The organism is Brachybacterium sp. AOP43-C2-M15 (genome assembly GCF_052446295.1).
Lineage (GTDB): Bacteria > Actinomycetota > Actinomycetes > Actinomycetales > Dermabacteraceae > Brachybacterium.
Map to the genome: position 1 here is coordinate 153022 of NZ_JBQSWB010000005.1, position 22576 is coordinate 175597.

A 22576-nucleotide genomic window follows, 5' to 3' on the forward strand; every position below is an offset into this window, starting at 1 on the left:
TACGACCAAGGGGAAGCGCTTCGTGTTCAACAACCTCTCCGATCGCATCACAGCGTCGCTGAAGGGCCTTCGCGGCCATGGCCGTCTCACCGAGGCGGACGTCGACAAGACGATCCGCGAGATCCGCCGTGCCCTGCTCGACGCCGACGTCGCCGTGTCGGTCGTCCGCGACTTCACCGGCCGGGTCCGCGAGCGAGCCCTCGGCGAAGAGGTCTCCAAGGCGCTCAACCCGGCCCAGCAGGTCGTCAAGATCGTCAACGACGAGCTGGTCGAGGTGCTCGGCGGCGCCACGGGTGAGCTCCACTGGGCGAAGAACCCGCCCACCGTCATCATGCTCGCCGGTCTCCAGGGTGCCGGCAAGACCACCCTCGCCGGCAAGCTCGCGAAGTGGATGAAGGACGAGGGGCACACGCCGCTGCTGGTCGCCTCCGACCTCCAGCGCCCCAACGCGGTCAATCAGCTGCAGATCGTCGGCGAGCGCGCCGGGGTGCCCGTGTTCGCGCCCGAGCCCGGCAACGGCGTGGGCGACCCGGTGCTGGTCGCGATGAACGGCGTCTCCACCGCACAGTTCCAGCAGCATGACGTGGTCATCGTCGACACCGCCGGCCGTCTCGGCATCGACGAGGAGATGATGGAGCAGGCGCGGAACATCCGCGACGCCGTCACCCCCCACGAGACCCTGTTCGTGGTCGACGCCATGATCGGCCAGGACGCCGCCCGCGTGGCCGAGGCCTTCCGCGACGGGGTGGGCTTCACCGGCGTGGTGCTCTCCAAGCTCGACGGCGATGCCCGCGGCGGCGCCGCCCTGTCGATCACCGGCGTCACCCAGCGCCCGATCCTGTTCGCCTCCACCGGCGAGAGCGTCGACGACTTCGAGCGCTTCCACCCCGACCGCATGGCGAACCGCATCCTCGACATGGGTGATGTGCTCACCCTGATCGAGCAGGCGGAGAAGGCCTTCGACCAGGAGGAGGCCGAGAAGGCCGCGGCGAAGCTGGCCTCCGGCGAGGACTTCACCCTCGATGACTTCCTCACCCAGATGCAGCAGCTCAAGAACATGGGCAGCATCAAGAAGATGCTCGGGATGCTCCCGAACATGGGGCAGTACCGCGAGGCGCTCGACAACTTCGACGAGGCCGAGATCGGTCGGGTCGAGGCGATCATCCGCTCGATGACGCCCGAGGAGCGCAGCAACCCCAAGATCCTCAACGGCTCGCGCCGCAACCGCATCGCCAAGGGCTCCGGCACCACGGTCCAGCAGATCAACCAGCTGCTCGAGCGGTTCAAGCAGGCGCAGCAGATGATGAAGTCGATGGGGCGCGGCATGGCCGGAGGCGGCATGCCGGGGATGCCGGGCGGCCCGGGCATGGGGATGGGCAAGAAGTCCCGCGGCAAGCAGGCCCCGCCGAAGCAGATCAAGAAGTCCAAGTCGAAGAATCCGGCCAAGGCCGCACGCGAGCAGGCCGAAGCCGCCCGACGTGCGGCCGAGGGCGGCGGCACCGGAGGCCAGGGCGGCTCCGCCTTCGGCGCCGGAGCCCAGCAGGGCGCACAGCCGGACCTGTCCGACTTCGACCCCAGCCAGCTGCCGCCGGAGATGCAGAAGCTCCTCGGCGGGAAGTGACGTGCCAGGGGTCGGCGGGGCGCTGTGCTCCTGCCGATCCCTCCTCCCTGCCCCGATCCGCCGTCACTGCGCGGACCCTCCTCCCTGCTCCGCCCCCTGGTGACCTGCCCTCCGCATCGGGCCCGTGGGTCCGGCCGGAACGACGTGGCGCGGGCAGCGGTGACGGGCGTCCCCCGGCTCGAGCAGGCGCTCTCCGGCCAGTACGCTCGACCCCATGAGCACTGACGATGCCGCTCCCGCCCCGCTCGAGCCCGCCCCGGTCCTCCATCTGCGCGGGCCGATCCTGCTCGGTCCGGAGCAGGAGATCGCCGAGGCCTGGGTCGCGGACGGGCGGATCCACCACCGGCGACCCGAGCTGGGCGTGGGCACGGAGATCCGCGAGATCGACGGCATGGTCGTCCCCGGGCTCGCGGACCTGCACTGCCACCTCGGCATCGGCGACGGGGGCGGGGGCACCACGCTGGCGACGGCCCGGCAGCAGGCGCTCACCGACCGCGATACCGGCGTGCTGCTGATCCGTGACGCCGGCTCGATCATCGACACCTCACCGCTGCAGCGGCACGCGGATCTGCCGCGATTGATCCGCTGCGGGCGGCACCTCGCCCGCACCCGCCGCTACCTGATCGGCTACGCCGACGAGCTGGAGCCGGCGGAGCTCCCTGCCGCCGTGACCCGCGAGGCCGGCCGTGGCGACGGCTGGGTGAAGCTGGTCGGGGACTGGATCGACCGGGAGCTCGGCGACCTCTCGCCCTGCTGGGACGGCGAGGACTTCGCCGCAGCGGCCCGCGCGGCCCACGCCGCCGGAGCCAGGATCACCACCCACACCTTCGACGAGGAGACGCTGCCGCTCGCCCTCGACGCCGGCTTCGACTGCCTCGAGCACGCGACCGGTCTGGACGACGAGACCATCGCCCGCGTCGCCGGCGCCGGGGTCCCCGTGGTCACGACCCTGGTCAACGTCGACGAGTTCGAGAGCTATGCGAGCCAGGGGGAGGCGAAGTTCCCGGCGTACGCGGCGCACATGCGCCGGCTGCGGGCCGCGCGCTTCCAGCGCACCCGCGACGCCCACGACGCCGGCGTGCGGCTGCTGGTCGGGACCGACGCCGGGGGAGTGCTCGGGCACGGGATCATCCACGACGAGCTCGACGAGCTCTCCCGCGCCGGGCTGAGCGGGACGGCGATCCTCGACGCCGCGGCGTGGGCACCGCGCGCCTTCCTCGGCGTCCCCGGCCTCGAGGACGGCGCCCCTGCGGACCTGGTCGTGGTGCCCGGGGACCCGCGCACCGACCACCGGCTGCTGCGCACTCCGCGCCATGTGGTGCTCGGCGGCGCCCTCGTCGCCTGAGGCCTGAGGCCTGAGGCCTGAGGCCCGAGGTCTGACGCCCGAGGCCTGACGCGCGACGCGCGACGCCTGAGGGCCACGCCGACGCACCGCCGGACGCCGGTCCCGAGCGGAGCCGAGGCGCTACCGTCGGGGCATGCACTCCGAGGACGAAGCGCACCGAACGCACGCATCCCACGCCGCCGGACGCACCGATGAGGCAGCACCCGGGGACAGCTCCCGTGACGACGTGCAGGACACCGCCCCACCGCGCTGGAAGCTCATCGGCCCCGGTCTGGTCGTCGCCGCGACCGGGATCGGCGCCGGTGACCTCGTGGCGACCCTGGTCGCCGGATCGAGGTACGGCTACGCGCTGCTGTGGGCCGCGGTCGCCGGCGTGATCATCAAGATCGTTCTGGTCGAGGGCGCCGGCCGCTGGACCCTGGCCACCGGCCACTCGATCTTCGAGGGATGGCGACGTGTGGGCCGCTGGACCTCCTGGTACTTCGGCCCGTACATCATGATCTGGGGCTTCGTGTACGGAGCGACCGCCATGAGCGCTTCCGCCCTCCCGATCGCGGCTCTCGTGCCGCAGCTGCCCGTGCTCGGCGACATCGGCTGGATCGCCGAGATGCCCTTCATCGTCTACGCGATCGCGACGGGTCTGATCGGCGCCGGCCTGGTCTGGCTGGGGCGCTACCACGCGCTCGAGAAGATCGTCGCCGTGCTGGTCGGGATCATGTTCGTCACCGTGGTCGGCGCCGCCGTGGTCACGCTCCCGAACCTGGGCGAGGTCGTCGGCGGCCTGGTGCCCCGCATCCCCGACGGCGGGCTCGTGTACACGCTGTCGATCGCCGGCGGCGTCGGCGGCACCATCACCCTCGCCGCCTACGGCTACTGGTTGACCGAGAAGGGCTGGTCCACGCCTCGATGGATGAAGGTCATGCGCATCGACAACGCCATGGCCTACGTCATCTCCGGCATCTTCGTGGTCGCCATGCTCGTGGTCGGCGCCGAGCTGCTGTACTCCTCCGGCGTCGCGATCGACGAGGGGGACCGCGGGCTGCTGGACCTCTCGACCGTGCTCGCCGACCGCTACGGCACGGCGTTCAGCTGGATCTTCCTGATCGGCTTCTGGGCCTCCTCGTTCTCCTCCGTGCTCGGGGTGTGGAACGGCGTCTCGGTGATGTTCGCGGACTTCTGGGGGCACGTGCGCGGCAAGGACGAGGGCCACCCCGACCGCCGCATCGGCGGGAAGTACTACCGCTTCTACGTGCTGTGGCTCACCGTGCCGCCGATGCTCCTGCTGCTGCTCGGCAAGCCGGTGCAGGTGATCATCGCCTATGGCGTGCTCGGCTCCTTCTTCATGCCCTTCCTCGCCGTCACGCTGCTGGTGCTGATGAACTCCCGTCACATGCCGCGGCGCTGGCGCAACGGACCGGCGGCGAACCTCGCGCTCGGCGCGGTGACCGTGCTGTTCGTGGTGCTCGGCGCCAGCGAGCTGATCGGTGCCTTCTCCGGCTGAGGCGCCGCGCACGCCCATGTGCCCCGGTGCACACCGGGGTGGGTGGAACCCCGGTGCGGATCCCTGGCATAATCAGGCCCTGTATGTGCCCGGACCGGCCCTCTACCTGTCCGTGCACGACACCGAGAGAACCGTCAGCGCCCGCATGACCCCACAGGCTGCGGCGGGACTCACCCGAACATCCCTGAAGGAGAGTCCACCCACGTGGCTGTCAAGATCCGCCTGAAGCGCATGGGCAAGATCCGTGCACCGTACTACCGCATCGTCGTCGCCGATTCGCGCAAGAAGCGCGACGGCGCCGTGATCGAGGAGATCGGCAAGTACCACCCGACCGAGAACCCCTCCCTCATCGAGGTCCGGTCCGAGCGTGCGCAGTACTGGCTCGGCGTCGGCGCGCAGCCGACCGAGCAGGTCACCGCCCTGCTCAAGGTCACCGGTGACTGGGCGACGTTCAAGGGTGAGGGCGACGCCGCCGGCTCGCTGAAGTCCGCCGAGTCGAAGAAGACCGCCGAGGAGCTCATCGCCGACGCCGACAAGGCGGCCGCCGCGTCCCGCGACGGCGCGAAGAAGGCCAAGAGCGAGTCCGAGGAGTCCACCGCGCCGGCCGACGTCGTCGAGCCCGGTTCCGAGGAGGCCCCCGCCGAGGGGGAGTCCACCGAGGACGCCGAGGCCGCGAAGACCGACGAGGCCTGAGATGAGCGCCCGCGCCGAAGCACTCGACCACCTCGTCCGCGGCATCGTGGATGATCCCGATGCCGTGCACGTCAGCGAGAAGGCCACGCGACGGGGTCCGCTGCTCGAGGTCCGGGTCGGCGCCGCCGACCTCGGTCGCGTCATCGGGCGCTCCGGCCGCACCGCCCGTGCCCTGCGCACGGTCACCGCGGCCCTGTCGGATGACGACGTGCGCGTCGACATCGTCGACGTCGACCGGCGCTGAGGTGCCTCGAGCCACTCACTGGAGCGGTGCTGCCGATCGGGCCGAGAGGCCCGGGCAGCACCGCTCCTGGCTTTTCGCCCCCCGCCGGGGCGGACGCGGTCCGCTGCGCCTCGCCGCCGTCGCAGCAGGGGCGACGGTGCTGCTGAGCGGCTGCTCCGTGCTCGGGGGCGAGCCCGATCCGATCTCGCCCCCCGCGGTCTCGGACGGCGGGAGCGCCGCACGCACCGCGACGGAGGATCCTGCGCTCTCCGCCTCCTGCACCGCCTTCTGGGGCGACCCCGACTACGCCGACCCGCTCTCCCGCGTGGTGCTGGACCGGGCCGGGACGGCGCCCCACGCCGGCCCGTCCGACCCGCACTTCTACACCATGACCGGTGACGACATCGACGGCGTCTTCGAGGGCGCCCCGGCAGGGCTGCGCGAGGACGCGAGCACCCTGTCGGACTGGTTCCGCACCGAGCCCGAGCGGGGCGACGCCGCCGACCTGGACGGCTTCCGCGCCGCCTGGGAGGCAGTGGCCGGAGGGTGCCGGGACGTCTCCGCGGCGGCGCTGTGGGCCACCGGCCCCGGCGAGGACGGCACCAAGCCCGCCGCGCTCGTCTGCGCCGACGTCTTCGACACCCCCGGAACCCTCACCCATTTCGCCAACGCCAACGTGCTGACCTCGAACATGTTCAAGCTCGTCGGCCGCACCGCGCAGCAGGTCCCCGCCGACCGCAGGGAGGACGTGCAGGCCACCGACGACCTGCTCGCCGCCGAGATCGCCGCGGTGGACGACGACGCGGTGCGCTCGGCGCTCGAGCTGGTGCGCACGCCCTTCCAGGACGCCCTGGCCGGTGAGCCCTGGTCCGAGGGGCTGCAGTCGCCGTTGACCGAGCTCGGCGCCGCCTGCGACGCGGCCGGATACTCCGCGCCCGAGCCCGGCGACCAGGAGGACGGCGCCGTCGTCGGCGCGAGCGCCGCGCTCCAGCACAGCACCGAAGCCCAGCCCAGCACCGAAGCCCAGCCCAGCACCGAAGCCCAGCACGGCACCGATCCCGACCACGGAGGACGCTCATGAGCACGCTCGACGTCATCGTCGCGACCATCGGTCGCGCCCACGGCCTGCGCGGAGAGGTCGCGCTGATCCTGCGCACCGACCTGCCCGAGGAGCGCCTGCAGCCCGGGACCGTCTTCGCGGTGGAGTCCGACGGGCGGTCCCGCACCCTCACCGTCGAACGCACCCGGCGCCAGCAGGACCGCTGGTACGTGGACTTCGAGGAGGTCGCGGACCGCACCGACGCCGAGTCGCTGCGCGGCATCGATCTCGTGATCGCGGTCGACGCCGAGGTCGAGGCCGACGAGGACCCCGACGCCTGGTACCCCTCGCAGCTGAAGGGACTGGCGGTCCGGCACGTGGACGGACGCGAGCTCGGCACGGTCGTCGGCGTCGACCACTATCCCGCGCAGGACCTCCTGCTGGTGCGCACCGCGGACCGCCGTCGGGTGCAGCTGCCGCTCGTCGAACAGCTCGTGCCCGAGGTCGATCTCGAGGCGGGGGTGGTGATCGCGGATCCTCCCGGAGGGCTGTTCGACGCGCTGCCCGCGGACGAGCAGGGCCCCGAGCCCGAGACCTCCGCCCCGCCGAGGACCTCCGCCCGCGCGACCGGATCCGCCTCCGCGACGTCGCCGACGGAGCGCTGAGGCCACCCGATGCGCATCGACGTCCTCACCATCTTCCCCGAGTACCTCGCCCCGCTCGAGCTCTCCCTGATCGGCAGGGCCCGGCGTGAGGGGCTGCTCGATCTCCATGTCCACGACCTGCGCACCTGGACCCACGATCGTCACCGGACGGTGGACGACTCGCCGCTCGGCGGCGGCGCCGGCATGGTGATGAAGCCCGAGCCGTGGGCGGAGGCCTTCGCCGCGGTGCGCGAGGCCGGTCAGGAGGAGCTCGGGGAGGACACCGAACCGCTGATCGTCTTCCCCAACCCCGCCGGCACCCCGTTCGCGCAGGCGACCGCTCAGGAATGGTCCCAGTGCGAGTGGCTGGTGCTGGCCTGCGGCCGCTATGAGGGGATCGACGAGCGGGTCTACGAGCACCTGGCCGACATCGGCAGCGAGGTCGCTCTCGTCTCCCTGGGCGACTACGTGCTCAACGGGGGCGAGGTCGCGGTGCTCGCGATCACCGAGGCCGTGGTGCGTCTGGTGCCCGGCGTGGTCGGCAACGCCGAGTCCCTGGTCGAGGAGTCCCACTCCGACGGCCTGCTCGAGTACCCGCTGTACACCCGGCCCGCCCGCTGGACCGACCCGGCCGGCGTGGTCCGCGAGGCACCGCCGGTCCTGCTCTCGGGGGACCACGGGCGCATCGCGAGCTGGCGCCGGGAGCAGTCCCTCGAGCGGACCCGGCGGCGCAGGCCCGACCTTCTGGCCGGCGCCGACGGCGACCCGGCCTGACGCCGCCCGGCCCGGCCCGATCCGGCCCGGCCCCGGGCTCGCTCCCGGGGCCCGGCCCCGGCCGTGACGGAGGTGACAGTGCAGGACGGTGATGACCAGCACGGTCGTCGGCCGACGGGCTTGCCGCTGCGGGGGTGCGCTGGCAGAATGGCTCCTCGTGCGCACCGCGCGCCTCTCTGCCTCAGGGGAGGGCGCTCCACGCGGTCGGGCAGGTCCGTGGCGACGGGAGTCGCCGCCAGAGGCCCAGCACACCGGCACGGGGCACGCCCCACGCCGGATCGACGGTTCCTGACGGACCCCCGTGACGGGGAGTCCCACGAACGACGCCGTCCGACCTGAGGCGGAGGGCTGGAGAAAGAACATGCAGAAGCTCGACGAGCTCGACAAGGCGTCCCTGCGCGAGGACGTCCCCCCTTTCCGCGCCGGTGACAACGTCAAGGTGCACGTGAAGGTCACCGAGGGCAACCGCTCCCGCATCCAGGTCTTCCAGGGCTACGTCATCGCCCGCCAGGGCCACGGCGTGGGCGAGACCTTCCGCGTCCGCAAGATCTCCTTCGGCGTCGGCGTGGAGCGCGTGTTCCCCGTGCACGCCCCGACCATCGACAAGATCGAGGTCGTCACCCGCGGCGACGTGCGCCGCGCGAAGCTGTACTACCTGCGCAACCTCACGGGCAAGAAGGCCCGCATCAAGGAGAAGCGCGAGCACTCCTGATCCGGACGATCCCTTCTCCGGGGATGTCCCGCGACAGCGCGGACGGACGGCGGCGGCCCCACTCGGTGGTGGTCGCCGCCGTCTGCGTCGTGCTCCTCCTGGCCGCGGCGCTGCTGGTGCGGCACGTCGTGGTCCAACCCTTCCGGGTCCCCTCGGCCTCGATGGAGCCGGCCCTGGAGGTCGGTGACGTGCTGCTGGCCGATCGGTCCACCCGTGGCACCGCGCAGAGGGGGGACGTGGTCGTCCTCGACGGCACCGGGTACTTCGCCCCGTCGGACGCCGACGGGGACCGCTACTGGGTCAAGCGCGTCGTCGCCGTGGGCGGCGACCGGGTGACGTGCTGCGCCGAGGACGGAGCGATCCTCGTCGACGGGACCCCGCTCGAGGAGCCCTATCTGCCGGCCGGCACCGAGCCCAGCGGCATCGAGTTCGATCTGCAGGTTCCCGAGGGGCGGATCTTCGTGCTCGGGGACAACCGCGAGGACTCCACCGATTCGCGCCACCTGCTCGGCGCGCCGGGCGGAGGAATGATCCCGGTGGACCGTGTGGTGGGGGAGGCGACGAGGATCGTGTGGCCTCTCACGCGCAGCGGTCCGCTCTGATCCCAGCATCAGCGGATAGGATCACGGCGATGAACGCCCCCGACGACTCCCGCCCTGCTGTGTCCGACACCGAGGACCCCGCAGCCGGTGAGGACCCCTCGTCGCAGAGCGGTCGGCGCGTCGCGGAGCGCGGTCGCCGACGACAGCGGATGCCGCTGTGGCTCGACACCCTGGTGACCATGGCGGTCGCGCTGGTGATCGCGGTGCTGGTCAAGACCTTCCTGATCCAGCCCTTCTACATCCCCTCCGGCTCGATGAACCCCACGCTCCTGACGGACGACAAGATCATCGTCTCCAAGCTCAGCCCGGGCGTGTTCGACGTGCAGCGCGGCGACGTGATCGTCTTCGAGGACCCCGCCGACTGGATCCCGGGAGACGCCACCGAGAACCCCACCGCCCAGGTGCGGCTGATGATGGTGCTCAGCATGGTGGGGCTCGCCCCCGATCCCTCCCAGGACCATCTGGTCAAGCGGCTGATCGGCCTGCCGGGCGACCACGTGGTCTGCGAGGAGAAGGGGGCGGCGCTCTCGGTGAACGGTGTCGAGCTCGACGAGCCGTACATCAACTCCGAGACCCCGGCCTGCCAGGTCGCCTTCGACGTGACGGTGCCGGACGGCAAGGTGTGGGTGATGGGGGACAACCGCTACGCCTCGGCCGACTCCGCCTGGCACGAGAGCCAGGGGGAGAACGGCTTCGTCGACGAGGACGACATCACCGGCCGGGCCGAGGCCATCTTCTGGCCCGCCAGCAGCTGGGACCGCCTGAACGACGGCCGGCCGAGCTTCGAGCACGTCCCCGACCCGTCGTGACCGCTCCCGCTCCCACGCTCGTGACCGAGACCGCGCTGGCCGCCCGCCGAGGTCCCGGCACGCGCATCGTCGTGGGCGTCGACGAGGTGGGACGCGGAGCGCTCGCGGGCCCGGTCGCCGTCGGCGCCTGCGCGATCGAGGTCGTGGACGGTCGTCCCGCACCGCTGCCCGAGGGGGTGCGGGACTCCAAGAAGCTCACCGCACGCCGCCGGGAGGGCCTGGTCGCCCCGATCCTCGAGGCCGGCCGGGGCGGTGCCGTCGGCTGGGCGAGCGCCGCGGAGATCGACGAGGTCGGCATCATGGCGGCGCTGACCCGCGCCGCGCTGCGCGCCCTCGACGCGCTGGCGCTCGAGATCGACGCGATCCTCCTGGACGGCGACGTCGACGTCCTCACCCCGGCGCTCGCGACGGCGGAGCGTCCCGCTCCTCTGGTGGAGCTGCGCGTCGCCGCGGATCGCGACTGCGCGAGCGTCGCCGCCGCCAGCATCCTGGCGAAGGTCGCCCGGGACGCCCACATGGTCGATCTCGACGCCGACGCCCCCGAGTACCGCTGGGCCTCGAACAAGGGCTACGGCTCGGCCGCGCACCGCGAGGCGATCGACCGCCTGGGCGCCCATGAGCATCACCGGCGCAGCTGGCGCCTCGGCTCCGGAGCGTCCGTGCCCGCCGCGCCGGCACCGGCCGCGTCCGTGCCCGCCCAGCCCGCGGCCCCACCGGGGCCGAGCACCGTGGAAGCTGGCGTACTGTGGGACGACCAATGGCCCCTGCAGGATGGGAAGGAGCGTCGGTGAGCGCCCAGGACCTCGAGAACTACGAGTCCGACCTCGAACTCCAGCTGTTCCGCGAGTACCGCGACGTGGTCAGCCTGTTCACCTACGTGGTGGAGACCGAGCGCCGCTTCTACCTGGCCAACCAGGTGGATCTGCAGGTCCGTTCCGGCGGCGGGGAGGTGTTCTACGAGCTGCGGCTCGCGGACGTGTGGGTCTGGGACATCTACCGCTCGAACCGCTTCGTGCGCTCGGTGCGCGTGGTGACCTTCAAGGACGTCAACATCGAGGAGCTCAACAAGCAGGACATCTCCCTGCCCTGACCGTTCCTCCACAGAGGCCCGCCGTCCACAGGATCGGCGCTCCTGTTCCCCGTGCCCTGATCCCTGGACAGGCTGGCGGGCATGAACAGCCTCGCCGCCGCCCCGGAGCCCCCGTCACCGCGCATCCCCGGAGCCGCCGCCGAACCGCCGAGGGCGGGACCCGTCGCGGTCCCCGCGCCCCGTCGCGTGCGCGACATGTCGACCCGCGAGCTCGGCCGGGCCGGTGAGGACCTCGCCGCGGCACACCTGGAGTCCTGCGGCTGGCAGGTCGTGGAGCGCAACCTGCGGCTGCGCCACGGGGAGCTGGACATCGTCGCTCTCGCCCACACGACGCTCGTCTTCGTCGAGGTCAAGACGCGGCGATCCTTCGTCACCGGGGTGCCGCAGGCGGCCGTGACCCCGGCGAAGCTCCGTCGGCTGCGGCGCCTGGCGGGGGAGTACCTGATGGAGCGCTCGACCCCGCACCGCGACGTGCGCATCGACGTGGTCGGCATCCATGCCCTGCCCGACGGGACCTTCTCCCTCGAGCACCTCGAGGGGGTGTCCTGATGGGGCACGCGCGCACCCTGTCGATCAGCCTGTCCGGCCTGGAGGGGACTCTGGTCGAGGTGGAGGCGGACGTCTCCCAGGGCCTTCCGGCCTTCTCCCTGGTGGGGCTGCCCGACTCCTCGACGCTCCAGGCCCGGGAGAGGGTCCGCGCCGCGGCGGCCCGCAGCGGCGCCCGTCTCGCGCAGCGCCGGATCACCGTCAACCTCACCCCCGCCTGGCGCCCCAAGCACGGCTCCGGGTTCGACCTGGCCATCGCCATGGCGGTCCTCGACGCGCAGGGCGATCTGCTCTCGCACGTCCCGGAGGACCTGGTCCTGCTGGGAGAGCTGGGACTCGACGGGCGAGCGCGCCCGATCCCCGGCGTGCTCCCCGCCCTGCTCGCGGCCCGCGCCCGCGGCCTCACCCGCGCCGTGGTCCCCGCGGAGAACCTCGCCGAGGCGCGGCTCGTGGAGGGGATGGAGGTCGACGGGATCGGGGACCTCTCCGAGCTGCTGCTCCGCTTCGGCGCGCTGGTGCCGCCGGCCCCGGCTCGGGCGCCCGCGATCCTGGCCCCGGGGACCCCGGAGCCCGAGGAGGGACAGGGGCACCGGCCGGACTTCGCCGACGTGGTGGGCCAGGCGCAGGCCCGCCGCGCCGCCGAGGTCGCGGCCGCCGGGGCCCACCATCTGCTGCTGATCGGTCCACCGGGGGCGGGGAAGACCATGATCGCCTCGCGCATCCCGGGGATCCTTCCGCCGCTGGGCCTCGAGGACTCCCTGACCGTCTCGGCGATCCTGTCCCTCTCCCAGCGCTTCGACGCCCGTACCGGGCTGCGGCGCAGCCCGCCCTTCGAGAACCCTCACCACACCGCCTCCACGGCGGCCGTGGTCGGCGGCGGGGCGGGGCTGGCTCTTCCCGGGGCGATCTCCCGGGCCCATGCAGGGGTGCTCTTCCTCGACGAGGCCCCCGAGTTCCCGTCCCGGGTGCTCGAAGCCCTGCGCGAGCCCCTCGAGACCGGGGACGTCACCCTGCACCGGGCACGCGGCGTGGCCCGCTACCCGGCCCGATTCCAGCTGGTCCTCGCCGCCAACCCCTGCCCGTGCGGGCAGGGCTACGGGAAGGGCGACCGCTGTCGCTGCACGCCCCTGCAGCGCAGGCGGTACCTGGCCCGTCTCTCCGGACCGGTGCTGGACAGGATCGACATGCGCGTGGGAGTCGGCCCCGTGGACATCCACCGCAGCGGCACTGCCGACGCCGAGCCCAGCGCGGAGATCGCCGCCCGGGTCCTCGCCGCGAGGGAGCGGCAGCGCAGACGCTACGAGGACCGCGAGTGGAGCACCAACGCCCACCTGCCCGGGCCGCTGCTGCGCCGGGAGTTCGCCCCAGCCCCCTCCGAGCGCCGCCTGCTCGACCACGCCGTCGCCCAGGGTCGCCTCACCCTGCGCGGACACGACCGCGTCCTGCGCCTCGCCTGGACGCTCGCCGATCTCACCGGCACCGATCGACCGACGGCCGAGCATGTCGGTCAGGCCCTCACCCTGCGCGAAGGAGAACCGCGATGACCCCCACCACCGGTCCGGCCGAGGGAGCGGCCGAGGACCCGGCCGACCCCCTGCTCACGGGCGGCAGCGCCCGCGCGACGGCGGGGGAGACCTCCCGCGCGGCCGCACGGGAGGCAGAGCGACTCGCACGCATCACCTGGTCGCTGATCGCCGAGCCCTCGGATCCTGTCGCCCTCCTCGCGCGCACGGTCCTCGGTCCGCAGGCCGCCCTGGATCTCGCGCGGGCCGCCGACGCCCGCGCGCTGCTCCGTGCCCTCGACGGACAGCTGCCCGCCCAGGCCGCGGACCCCGGCGCCGGCTCCCAGGCCCAGCGGGCGCAGCGGGCCGTGACCCGCTGGGCGGGGCGCCTGGCGCGGTTCGACGTCGAAGCCGTCCTCGAGGACGCCGACCGGCGAGGGATCCGCATCATCACGCCGCAGGATCCCGAGTGGCCACCGCTCCTCGAGGACCTTCAGGCGACCGGCCCGCACTGCCTCTGGCTGCAGGGGGAGGGCCGGCTCGACGAGCTCGTCGAGCCGCGCAGCGCCGCTCTCGTCGGTTCGCGGGCCTCCACCCCCTACGGCGAGGACATCGCCGGCTCGCTCGCTGCCGCCTTCGCCGCCGGCGGCGGCACCGTCGTCTCCGGTGGGGCGTACGGCATCGACGCGGCGGCCCACCGCGGAGCGCTCGCGGCCACGGACGGTGCGACCCTCGCGGTGCTCGCGGGCGGGCTCGACCGCCTCTACCCGCGCGGCAACACCGAGCTGCTGGAGCGCGTGCGAGCACAGCATCTGCTGGTCAGCGAGGCGCCGCCGGGCACCGCGCCGACCCGCTGGCGCTTCCTGGCCCGCAATCGTCTGATCGCCGCGCTGTCCCAGGCCACCGTGGTCGTCGAGGCCTCCTGGCGCTCCGGGGCGCTGTCCACGGCCCGTCTCGCCGACCAGCTCTCCCGTCCCGTCGGTGCCGTGCCCGGGCCGGTCACCTCCGCGGCGAGCGCGGGCTGTCACCGCCTGATCAGGGAGCGCGGAGCGGTGCTGGTCACCGAGCCGGGGGACCTGCTGGACCTGCTGCCCGGCGGACCCGCCGCGGGGGAGGGCGGCTTCGCCGTCCAGGACGAGCTCGACCTGCTCAGCCCCGCCGACCGTCGGGTGCTCGACGCGGTGCCTCCGCGCTCTTCGCTCACCGTGGGCCGGATCGCGGACGAGGTCGGCTTCACCGGCGAGGAGGTCGACTCGGCGCTCGCCCGGCTCGAGCTGCTGGGGATCGTGGAGCGCTCGGGATCCCGCGCACGACGCGCCCGGACCGCCCCGTGACGCACCGCCCCGGACCATCGGGTGGGGGAGACTGGGGCCATGGGCATCCAGCGGGAGCACGAGGACGAGAAGGTCCTCGCCGACTTCGCCGAGCACCTCCGCCTCGAGCGGGGTCGCTCGGAGCACACCGTGCGTGCGTACCGACGCGAGGCCGCGGACCTGTCGCAGCATCTGCGCGAGACCGAGCGCATCGCGCTCGAGGAACTGGACGTGGCGGCGCTGCGCTCCTGGCTCGCGGCGCGTGCCGAGTCCGGGGCGAGCGCCAGCACCCTGGCGCGCTCCGCGGCTGCGGCCCGCACCTTCACCACCTGGCTCGCCGGCATCGGCAGGATCCCGCACGACGTGGGCGGGCGGCTCCGGGCACCGCGCCGCGGCCGTCACCTGCCCACCGTGCTGACCGGTGATCAGGCCGGAGCGCTGCTGGACGGGCTCGAGGCGGCCGCGGGCGGACGGGGCGCCGAGCCGGAGGCGCCGTCCGACGACCCCACCGCGGGCGCCGCAAGGGTCGACACCGGGCAGAGCGAGTACGCGGCGGGTCACCCAGGACCCCTCGCCCCTCGTGACCGGGCCGTTCTCCTGCGCGACGTCGCCGTCCTCGAGCTGCTCTACTCCTCCGGTCTGCGGGTCTCCGAGCTGGTGGCGCTGAACCGCTCGGGCGTCGATCACGCGCGGGGCACCGTCCGCGTCCGAGGAAAAGGGGACAAGGAACGGATCGTCCCGGTCGGCGTCCCGGCTCTCGACGCCGTGCGGCGCTGGGAGGAGGAGGGCAGACCGGTGCTGCGCGCGGCCGCGTCGACCTCCTCCGGGGCCGGCGATGCCCTGTTCCTCGGCGTGCGGGGCGGCCGACTCGGGGACCGTGCGGTGCGCACCCTGGTGGACCGCAGCGCAGCGGCGGCGGGGATCACCCGGCACATCTCACCCCACACCCTCCGCCACAGCGCCGCCACCCACCTCGTCGAGGGCGGAGCAGATCTCCGCAGCGTGCAGGACTTCCTCGGGCACTCCTCGCTCGCGACCACGCAGATCTACACGCACGTCAGTGCGGAGCGGCTGCGGCGCACCGTCGACCAGGCGCATCCCCGTGCCTGAGCGGAGGGGCACGGCCCTCGCCCGCTCCGAGCCGGTCGGCGGCGGGCCGGCCGACAGAGGGCCGCTGAGCAGAGGAGCGTTCAGCAGGGGACCGGTCGTCGACGGCGCGCTGCCGCCCGTCCCGCCGCCCCACGGCAGCAGGACGCTCGGACCGTGCGCCCCCAGCAGCGGCATCGGGTCGAGGTAGTCCGCGCCACGCCGCGCACCCAGGTGCAGACAGGACGCGCCGGCGCAGTGCGATGCCCCTGGAGCCTCCTCGAGGATCCCCAGCACCTCGCCGGCCCGCACGGCGGACCCCGCGCTGACCGAACCGCTCACCGGCTCGTAGGTCGACAGCAGCCCGTCCGCATGGACCACGGAGACCACGCCGCGCCCCGCCACCATCCCGCTGAAGCGCACGGTGCCGGCCTCCACCGCGCGGACCGCCGTCCCGCCCGTCGCGGCGATGTCGATCCCGCGATGACCCGGGCCGTAGCGGTGCGCAGGGGCCTCGAAAGGAGCGATCACCTGATGCGGAGGAGGGAGGGGCCATCGCCACCGTGGACCCTCGGCGTGCGCCGCGGCGGGCGCCGTCGCCGCCAGGCACAGCGCCGTCAGTGCGAGCGCCACGCGCAGGAGCGCCGTGCGACGGCGCAGCCCGCGCGGGAGCGGCGCGGACCATGCGGCCGGAGCGGCCGGAGCGGCCGGAGCGGCCGGAGCGGCCGGAGCAGCCAGAGCAGTCGGAGCAGGGGAGTCGCGCATGGGGCGAATCCTCCCGACCGCAGCGCATCCCCTGCACGCCGCGGCCGGTGGGTGTGGACGACGGGACGCTGGGGAGGAACCGTCCGGGCCCGCGTCTCGCCCCGTCCGGCGCCGCCGCGGCGTGACGCACGACGCGCTCGGGGACGCGGCGTCGTCGGATAGACTCTCTCCAGCATCCGGTCCGTCCGGATGACTTCGCGTGCCCACCAGGGCTCGTCGGCCACCGGTCCCCGGTCGCCCCGCACTGCGTGCAGGGTCGTTCGGAGGAGGTCGACACCCGGGCACCAGGCCCGCACCGACCGGTGGCGGGGAAGAACCGAGAATGCAGGTCCTGCGCGATGACCGCGGACGCCCACGGGGCGCGCCGCGCGAGCCCAGGGCCGGAGAACAGAGGCACCATCATGGCAGTCGTCACCATGCGCCAGCTCCTGGAGAGCGGCGTCCACTTCGGTCACCAGACCCGTCGGTGGAACCCGAAGGTCCGTCGCTTCATCTTCACCGAGCGCAACGGCATCTACATCGTCGACCTCATGCAGACCCTGTCGTACATCGACAAGGCCTACGACTTCGTCAAGCAGACCGTCGCCCACGGCGGCACCATCCTCTTCGTCGGCACCAAGAAGCAGGCGCAGGAGTCCGTGCAGGAGCAGGCCACCCGGGTGAACATGCCCTACGTGAACCAGCGCTGGCTGGGCGGCATGCTCACCAACCTGCAGACCGTCTCCGCGCGCGTGAACCGCCTCAAGGAGCTCGAGCAGATCGACTTCGACGATGTGGCCTCCTCCGGCCGCACCAAGAAGGAGCTGCTGATGATGCGCCGCGAGAAGGACAAGCTCGAGAGGACCCTCGGCGGCATCCGCGACATGGGCAAGGCCCCCTCGGCCGTGTGGATCGTGGACACCAACAAGGAGCACCTGGCCGTCGACGAGGCGCACAAGCTGAACATCCCCGTCGTCGCGATCCTGGACACCAACTGCGACCCCGACGAGATCACCTACCCGATCCCGGGCAACGATGACGCGATCCGCTCCGTCACCCTGCTGACCCGCGTGATCGCCGATGCCGTGGCGGCCGGTCTGCAGGAGCGCCACGCCAAGAGCGCCGGCGGCGAGAAGAACGTCTCCGCCGTCGACGCCGAGCCGCTGGCCGAGTGGGAGCAGGAGCTGCTCAAGCAGTCGGAGGTCCAGCAGCAGGACGCCCCGGCCGAGGAGTCCGTCGCCGCCGAGGAGACCACGACCGCCGAGGAGGCCCCGGCCGCGGAGGAGACCCCCGCCGCCGAGGAGACCCCGGCCGCCGCGGAGGAGACTCCCGCCGCGGAGACCACCGAGGAGAAGACCTCCGAGGCTCCGGCCGCCGAGTGATCCGTGGGCCCGGGAGCGGCACCACCGTTCCCGGGCCCCTCCACGGGGAGGCGACGCATGCCTCCCGCCCCTCCCGCAGCACGTCCCACCAGGAAGAGGAACATGGCTAACTACACGGCAGCAGACATCAAGGAGATCCGCGAGATCACCGGCGCCGGCATGCTCGACGTCAAGAAGGCGCTCGACGAGGCCGACGGCGACAAGGCCAAGGCCGTGGAGCTCATCCGCGTCAAGGGTCTGAAGGGCATCGCCAAGCGCGAGGGCCGCACCGCCTCCGAGGGCCTCATCGCCGTCGACATCCGCGACAGCGAGGACGGCCGCACCGGCACCCTGGTCGAGCTCAACTCCGAGACCGACTTCGTGGCCAAGAACGACAAGTTCGTGGCGCTGGGCGACGAGGCCGTGGCCGCGGCCGTCGAGTCCGGCGCGTCCGAGCCGGCGGATCTGGCCGAGACCCCCTTCGGCGAGGCGCTCACCAACGCCGGCGCGACCATGGGCGAGAAGATCCTGGTCCGTCGCATCGGCCGCGTCTCCGGCGAGGTCGTCACCGAGTACATGCACCGCACCAACAAGGACCTGCCCCCGCAGGTCGGCGTGCTCGTCGCGACCGACGCCGCCGGCGCCGAGGTCGCGCGCGACATCGCGATGCACATCGCCGCGTTCACCCCGGCCTACCTCTCCCGGGACGAGGTCCCCGAGGAGAAGGTCGTCGAGGAGCGTCGCATCGCCGAGGAGACCGCGAAGAACGAGGGCAAGCCCGAGAAGGCGCTCCCGAAGATCATCGAGGGTCGCCTCAACGGCTTCTTCAAGGAGCACTGCCTGCTGGACCAGGCCTTCGCCAAGGACACCAAGAAGTCCGTCGGCCAGGTCGTCGAGGAGGCCGGCGGCACCGTCACCGGCTTCCTCCGCTTCCGCGTCGGCAGCTGACGTCCCGGGGCGCGGACCCTCGCGGGTCGCGCCCCGCCGGCCGCACGTGAGTGTGGCCACCGCCCCGCGGCCCCGCACCATCGGTGCGGGGCCGTGCCGGTATCATCGCCGAGGACCCAGCGCGGAAGGACCGACATGACCCAGACGTTCACGTCACCGATTCCTGTTCTCCCCCAGCGAGAGGACGGACGTCGAGTCCTCCTGAAGCTCTCCGGGGAAGCCTTCGGCGGAGGCGCCGTGGGCGTCGACCCCGACGTCGTCTCCCGGATCGCCGGTGAGATCGCCGAGGGGGTGGCCCAGGGCGTCGAGTGCGCCATCGTGGTGGGCGGCGGGAACTTCTTCCGCGGCGCGGAGCTGTCCCAGCGGGGCATGGACCGTCGGCGCGCCGACTACATGGGCATGCTCGGCACGGTCATGAACTGCCTCGCCCTGCAGGACTTCCTCGAGCAGCGCGGCGTCTCCACCCGGGTGCAGACCGCGATCGAGATGGGCCAGGTCGCCGAGCCGTACATCCCGCTGCGCGCCGTGCGCCATCTCGAGAAGGGCCGGGTGGTCATCTTCGGCGCCGGCGCCGGGATGCCGTACTTCTCCACCGACACCGTCGCCGTCCAGCGCGCGCTCGAGATCGGCTGCCAGGAGGTGCTGATGGCGAAGAACGGCGTCGACGGCGTCTACGACGCGGACCCGCGCACCGACGCCGACGCGAAGAAGCTCGAGCACGTCACCTACGGCGACGCCCTCCAGCGCGGGCTCAAGGTCGTCGACTCCACGGCCTTCAGCCTCTGCATGGACAACGCCCAGCAGATGATGGTCTTCGGCCTCGACGCCCCGGGGAACATCACGCGCGCCATGCGCGGCGACCGCATCGGCACCGTCGTCACCAAGTGATCGAGTCCCGGCGTTCCCGGCCCGCGCGCCCTCGCTGAGCGGGGAGAGGCCCGGGCGCCGCGGCGACGACACGCCGGGACCCCGCGCCGTCCCCTCGCCCGGGGAGACCTTGACGGTGCGGGACAATGGACCAGAACCACCACCGAGAACCGAGGAGCACCCCGTGAGCGACGACACCCCGAGCATCCTGAAGGACGCCGAGGCCAAGATGGCGAAGTCCGTGGATGTCACCAAGGACGAATTCACCACGATCCGCACCGGTCGCGCGAACGCCGCGATGTTCCAGGGCATCACCGTCGAGTACTACGGTGCCCCGACCCCGCTGAACCAGCTCGCCTCGCTGCAGTTCCCCGAGGCGCGGACGGTCATCGTGACCCCGTACGACAAGACGTCCATGGCCGCCGTGGAGACTGCTCTGCGCGATTCCGACCTGGGCGTGAACCCGACCAACAACGGCGACAACCTGCGCGTCGTCCTGCCGGCCCTCACCGAGGAGCGGCGCAAGGAGTACGTCAAGCTCGCCCGCACCAAGGCCGAGGAGGGGCGCGTGTCCGTGCGCGGCTCCCGCGGCAACGCCAAGAAGGCCATCGAGAAGCTGGTCAAGGACAAGGAGATCGGCGAGGACGAGGGCACCCGCGCGGAGAAGGAGCTCGAGGCCCTGACCAAGAAGCAGATCGAGCAGATCGACGAGGCGCTCGCCCTCAAGGAGACCGAGCTCGAGACCGTCTGAGCCCGGCCTCCGCAGACGCGCACCGGTGGACCGACCTCGTGAGCACTGACCCGGCGCCCCCCGCCGCGACGACCGCCTCGCCCTCGGGCGAGGCGGCGCTCGGCGCGCCCGAGGGGGAGGGCGCCGAGGTCGAGCACGCCAAGCGCCGCGGCGCGGGGCGGAACCTCCCCGCGGCCATCGCCGTCGGCGTGGGGCTCGGCTCGGTCCTGATCCTGGCGGTGTTCGTGGTGCCGCAGGCGTTCCCGGTGATCGCCGCCGTCGCGATGGTGCTCGCGGTGCTCGAGGTGATCCGCGCGCTCTCCCACGCCGGTCTGCAGCTCCCGCCGGTCCCGCTGCTGGTGTCCGTGATCGGCATGGTCGTCTCCACGGTCGTCTTCGGAGCCGAGGGACTGCTGATCGCCACCGCCGCCGCGGTCTGCGTGCTGATCCTGTGGCGGGTCAGCGAGTCCATGGGGCTGAGCGCCCTGCGCGACGTCGCCGGTGGGGTGTTCACCCTGGCCTGGGTGCCGTTCCTGGGCTGCTTCCTGCTTCTCCTGATGGACCGCGATCAGGGCCCGATGCTGGTGCTGCTGGCCGTGCTCGGCCCCGTCGGCAACGACGTCGGCGGCTACGTCGCCGGCGTGCTGCTGGGAAAGCACCCGATGGCCCCGCGGATCAGCCCGAAGAAGAGCTGGGAGGGTTTCGCCGGCTCCCTGCTGCTGGGCATCGCGGCGGTCACCGCGGTGGGCAGCCTCGCACTGGGCCTGCCCTGGTGGGCGGGTGTCGTCCTCGGCGCCGTGCTCGTCCTCGTCTCCACCTGCGGGGACCTCTCCCAGTCCCTGTTGAAGCGGGACCTCGGGATCAAGGACATGGGGCACATGCTGCCCGGCCACGGGGGTGTGATGGACCGGATCGACTCGATCCTGCTCGCCGCCCCCACCACCTACGTCATGCTGGAGGTACTGCTGCCATGAACGACCCCGAGGACCCCGCCCGCCGCTCTGCGACTCCCGTCGCCCTGTCGACGAACCCTGACCTCTCCCGGGAGGCGATCCCCGGCCAGGAGGTCGCGCTCGCGCCCGGCGAGCTCCAGCTGCGCCCCACCCGCCGGGGCAAGCCGCCCGCGCACCTGGGGGACCTCACGATGGAGGAGCGGGTCGCCGCGGTCGAGGAGATGGGACTGCCCGGCTACCGCGCGAAGCAGCTGTCGGTGCACTACTTCGAGCACTTCACCACGGATCCCGACGACCTCACGGATCTGCCCAAGGACCGCCGCCAGGAGCTCGTGGACCGCTTCTTCCCGCAGCTGCTGACGGTCGTCTCCCGGCAGTCCGCGGACCACGGCGCCACCCAGAAGTTCCTGTGGCAGCTCTTCGACGGCCCGATGGTCGAGTCGGTGCTGATGCGCTACAGCGACCGCGTCACCCTGTGCATCTCCTCCGAGGCGGGCTGCGGGATGAACTGCCCCTTCTGCGCCACCGGCCAGATGGGGCTGACCCGCAACCTCTCCGCCGCCGAGATCCTCGAGCAGGTGCGGATCGCCAACCGGATGCTCGCCCGCGGGGAGCTGCCCGGCGGGCCCGGCCGGGTCTCCAACGTCGTGTTCATGGGGATGGGGGAGCCGCTGGCGAACTACCGGCCCGTGGCGACCGTGTGCCGGCGGCTGAACGCGCCGGCCCCGGAGGGCTTCGGCATGGGCGCCCGCCACATCACCGTCTCCACCGTCGGCCTCGCCCCCGCGGTGCGACGACTCACCGCGGAGCGGATCCCGCTCACCCTCGCCGTGTCGCTGCACGCCCCGGACGACGCGCTGCGCAACGAGCTGGTGCCCATCAACACCCGCTTCGACGTCGACGAGATCCTCGACGCCGCCTGGGAGTACTTCGAGACGACCGGTCGACGGGTGAGCATCGAGTACGCGCTGATCCGGGACATCAACGACCAGGAGCATCGCGCGCAGCTGCTGGCCGATCGCCTGACCGCCAAGGGCGGGGCCCACTGGGTGCACGTGAACCCGATCCCCCTGAACCCGGTGAAGGGCTCGAAATGGACCGCCTCGGACCCGCTGGTCGAGAAGCGGTTCGTGGAGACCCTGCGCGACAACGGGATCTCCGCGACCATCCGCGACACCCGCGGCTCCGACATCGACGGCGCCTGCGGTCAGCTGGCCGCCGAGGTCATCGAGACCGACGTCCACCGGGCCGATCGCGAGGCGCGGGTCGCCCGCGTCGAGGCCGTCGCCGCCGGCACCGACTGATCCGAGGAGCTCCTGTGAAGGACGTCCACCGGCGCACAGGGTCCGCCCCCGCCCGCCCCGGCCCATCCCGCCGAGCAGTGCGGAGGAATCCTCTCCCGACTGCTGGGCCGCCCCTGAGCGGAGCCGACGGGCGACCGGCCCGACGGCATCCCGCACGCCTCCCCACCCC

The 22576-nt window shown here is 72.7% G+C and carries 23 protein-coding genes and 1 pseudogene; 23 read left to right on the forward strand and 1 reads right to left on the reverse strand.

The window, feature by feature from the left end; translation table 11 throughout:
- Positions 1-22: 22 nt before the first annotated feature.
- The 17 genes from ffh to ACT3SP_RS07320 all read left to right on the forward strand — a co-directional run bounded on the left by ffh (position 23) and on the right by ACT3SP_RS07320 (position 15524).
- Positions 23-1621 carry a signal recognition particle protein gene (gene ffh / locus ACT3SP_RS07240; RefSeq protein WP_444586589.1) on the forward strand — a complete coding sequence of 533 codons (1599 nt, stop codon included), beginning with the start codon at positions 23-25 and terminating at the stop codon, positions 1619-1621.
- Positions 1622-1835: 214 nt separating this feature from the next.
- A complete protein-coding gene (locus ACT3SP_RS07245) occupies positions 1836-2966 on the forward strand; it encodes an amidohydrolase family protein (RefSeq protein WP_444586590.1) in 1131 nt (376 codons plus the stop codon).
- 133 nt (positions 2967-3099) lie between these two features.
- Positions 3100-4467 (forward strand): Nramp family divalent metal transporter, encoded by a 1368-nt coding sequence (locus ACT3SP_RS07250; RefSeq protein ID WP_444586591.1) that lies wholly within the window; start codon positions 3100-3102, stop codon positions 4465-4467.
- Positions 4468-4671: 204 nt separating this feature from the next.
- Complete coding sequence (gene rpsP, locus ACT3SP_RS07255; protein ID WP_444586592.1) at positions 4672-5160, forward strand: 30S ribosomal protein S16; 489 nt, start codon at positions 4672-4674, stop codon at positions 5158-5160.
- A gap of 1 nt (position 5161) precedes the next feature.
- On the forward strand, positions 5162-5404 hold the full coding sequence (locus ACT3SP_RS07260; protein WP_444586593.1) for an RNA-binding protein: 243 nt from the start codon (positions 5162-5164) through the stop codon (positions 5402-5404).
- 136 nt (positions 5405-5540) lie between these two features.
- Positions 5541-6464, forward strand: a complete 924-nt coding sequence (locus ACT3SP_RS07265; RefSeq protein WP_444586594.1) for a hypothetical protein — start codon at positions 5541-5543, stop codon at positions 6462-6464.
- Positions 6461-7087, forward strand: a complete 627-nt coding sequence (gene rimM, locus ACT3SP_RS07270; protein ID WP_444586595.1) for a ribosome maturation factor RimM — start codon at positions 6461-6463, stop codon at positions 7085-7087. Before ACT3SP_RS07265 ends, rimM begins: the two co-directional genes overlap by 4 nt.
- A 9-nt stretch (positions 7088-7096) precedes the next feature.
- Positions 7097-7840 (forward strand): tRNA (guanosine(37)-N1)-methyltransferase TrmD, encoded by a 744-nt coding sequence (trmD, locus tag ACT3SP_RS07275; RefSeq protein WP_444586596.1) that lies wholly within the window; start codon positions 7097-7099, stop codon positions 7838-7840.
- A 361-nt stretch (positions 7841-8201) separates the two neighbouring features.
- Positions 8202-8552, forward strand: coding sequence for a 50S ribosomal protein L19 (rplS, locus tag ACT3SP_RS07280; protein WP_444586597.1), 351 nt, complete (start codon positions 8202-8204; stop codon positions 8550-8552).
- Between the two features lie 23 nt (positions 8553-8575).
- Positions 8576-9154, forward strand: coding sequence for a signal peptidase I (lepB, locus tag ACT3SP_RS07285; RefSeq protein WP_444586598.1), 579 nt, complete (start codon positions 8576-8578; stop codon positions 9152-9154).
- A gap of 29 nt (positions 9155-9183) precedes the next feature.
- A complete protein-coding gene (gene lepB / locus ACT3SP_RS07290) occupies positions 9184-9963 on the forward strand; it encodes a signal peptidase I (protein WP_444586599.1) in 780 nt (259 codons plus the stop codon).
- On the forward strand, positions 9960-10754 hold the full coding sequence (locus ACT3SP_RS07295) for a ribonuclease HII (protein ID WP_444586600.1): 795 nt from the start codon (positions 9960-9962) through the stop codon (positions 10752-10754). The genes lepB (ACT3SP_RS07290) and ACT3SP_RS07295 overlap by 4 nt, the downstream gene beginning before the upstream one ends.
- A complete protein-coding gene (locus tag ACT3SP_RS07300) occupies positions 10751-11053 on the forward strand; it encodes a DUF2469 domain-containing protein (protein ID WP_087484437.1) in 303 nt (100 codons plus the stop codon). The genes ACT3SP_RS07295 and ACT3SP_RS07300 overlap by 4 nt, the downstream gene beginning before the upstream one ends.
- Positions 11054-11134: 81 nt before the next feature.
- The gene (locus tag ACT3SP_RS07305) at positions 11135-11602 is read left to right on the forward strand and encodes a YraN family protein (RefSeq protein ID WP_444586601.1); all 468 of its coding nucleotides are present in this window, start codon (positions 11135-11137) and stop codon (positions 11600-11602) included.
- Positions 11602-13143 (forward strand): YifB family Mg chelatase-like AAA ATPase, encoded by a 1542-nt coding sequence (locus tag ACT3SP_RS07310; RefSeq protein ID WP_444586602.1) that lies wholly within the window; start codon positions 11602-11604, stop codon positions 13141-13143. Before ACT3SP_RS07305 ends, ACT3SP_RS07310 begins: the two co-directional genes overlap by 1 nt.
- Positions 13140-14435, forward strand: a complete 1296-nt coding sequence (gene dprA, locus ACT3SP_RS07315; RefSeq protein WP_444586603.1) for a DNA-processing protein DprA — start codon at positions 13140-13142, stop codon at positions 14433-14435. Before ACT3SP_RS07310 ends, dprA begins: the two co-directional genes overlap by 4 nt.
- Before the next feature lie 39 nt (positions 14436-14474).
- Positions 14475-15524 (forward strand): tyrosine recombinase XerC, encoded by a 1050-nt coding sequence (locus ACT3SP_RS07320; RefSeq protein WP_444586604.1) that lies wholly within the window; start codon positions 14475-14477, stop codon positions 15522-15524.
- A gap of 234 nt (positions 15525-15758) precedes the next feature.
- Here the strand turns inward: ACT3SP_RS07320 and ACT3SP_RS07325 are convergent.
- A pseudogene (locus ACT3SP_RS07325) lies at positions 15759-16265 on the reverse strand (peptidoglycan DD-metalloendopeptidase family protein); the annotation flags it as partial.
- Between the two features lie 401 nt (positions 16266-16666).
- On the opposite strand from ACT3SP_RS07325, the gene rpsB reads away from it, so the two are divergent.
- From rpsB to rlmN, 6 genes are all read left to right on the forward strand, one after another.
- Positions 16667-17626: a 30S ribosomal protein S2 gene (gene rpsB / locus ACT3SP_RS07330; protein ID WP_444586605.1), complete on the forward strand. Its 960-nt coding sequence runs from the start codon at positions 16667-16669 to the stop codon at positions 17624-17626.
- A gap of 102 nt (positions 17627-17728) precedes the next feature.
- Positions 17729-18553, forward strand: a complete 825-nt coding sequence (gene tsf, locus ACT3SP_RS07335) for a translation elongation factor Ts (protein WP_444586606.1) — start codon at positions 17729-17731, stop codon at positions 18551-18553.
- A 135-nt stretch (positions 18554-18688) separates the two neighbouring features.
- The gene (gene pyrH / locus ACT3SP_RS07340) at positions 18689-19441 is read left to right on the forward strand and encodes a UMP kinase (protein ID WP_444586607.1); all 753 of its coding nucleotides are present in this window, start codon (positions 18689-18691) and stop codon (positions 19439-19441) included.
- A 163-nt stretch (positions 19442-19604) separates the two neighbouring features.
- Positions 19605-20171 carry a ribosome recycling factor gene (frr, locus tag ACT3SP_RS07345; protein ID WP_444586608.1) on the forward strand — a complete coding sequence of 189 codons (567 nt, stop codon included), beginning with the start codon at positions 19605-19607 and terminating at the stop codon, positions 20169-20171.
- A 38-nt stretch (positions 20172-20209) separates the two neighbouring features.
- Positions 20210-21124 (forward strand): phosphatidate cytidylyltransferase, encoded by a 915-nt coding sequence (locus ACT3SP_RS07350; RefSeq protein WP_444586609.1) that lies wholly within the window; start codon positions 20210-20212, stop codon positions 21122-21124.
- A complete protein-coding gene (gene rlmN, locus ACT3SP_RS07355) occupies positions 21121-22407 on the forward strand; it encodes a 23S rRNA (adenine(2503)-C(2))-methyltransferase RlmN (RefSeq protein ID WP_444586610.1) in 1287 nt (428 codons plus the stop codon). Before ACT3SP_RS07350 ends, rlmN begins: the two co-directional genes overlap by 4 nt.
- Positions 22408-22576 lie beyond the last annotated feature (169 nt).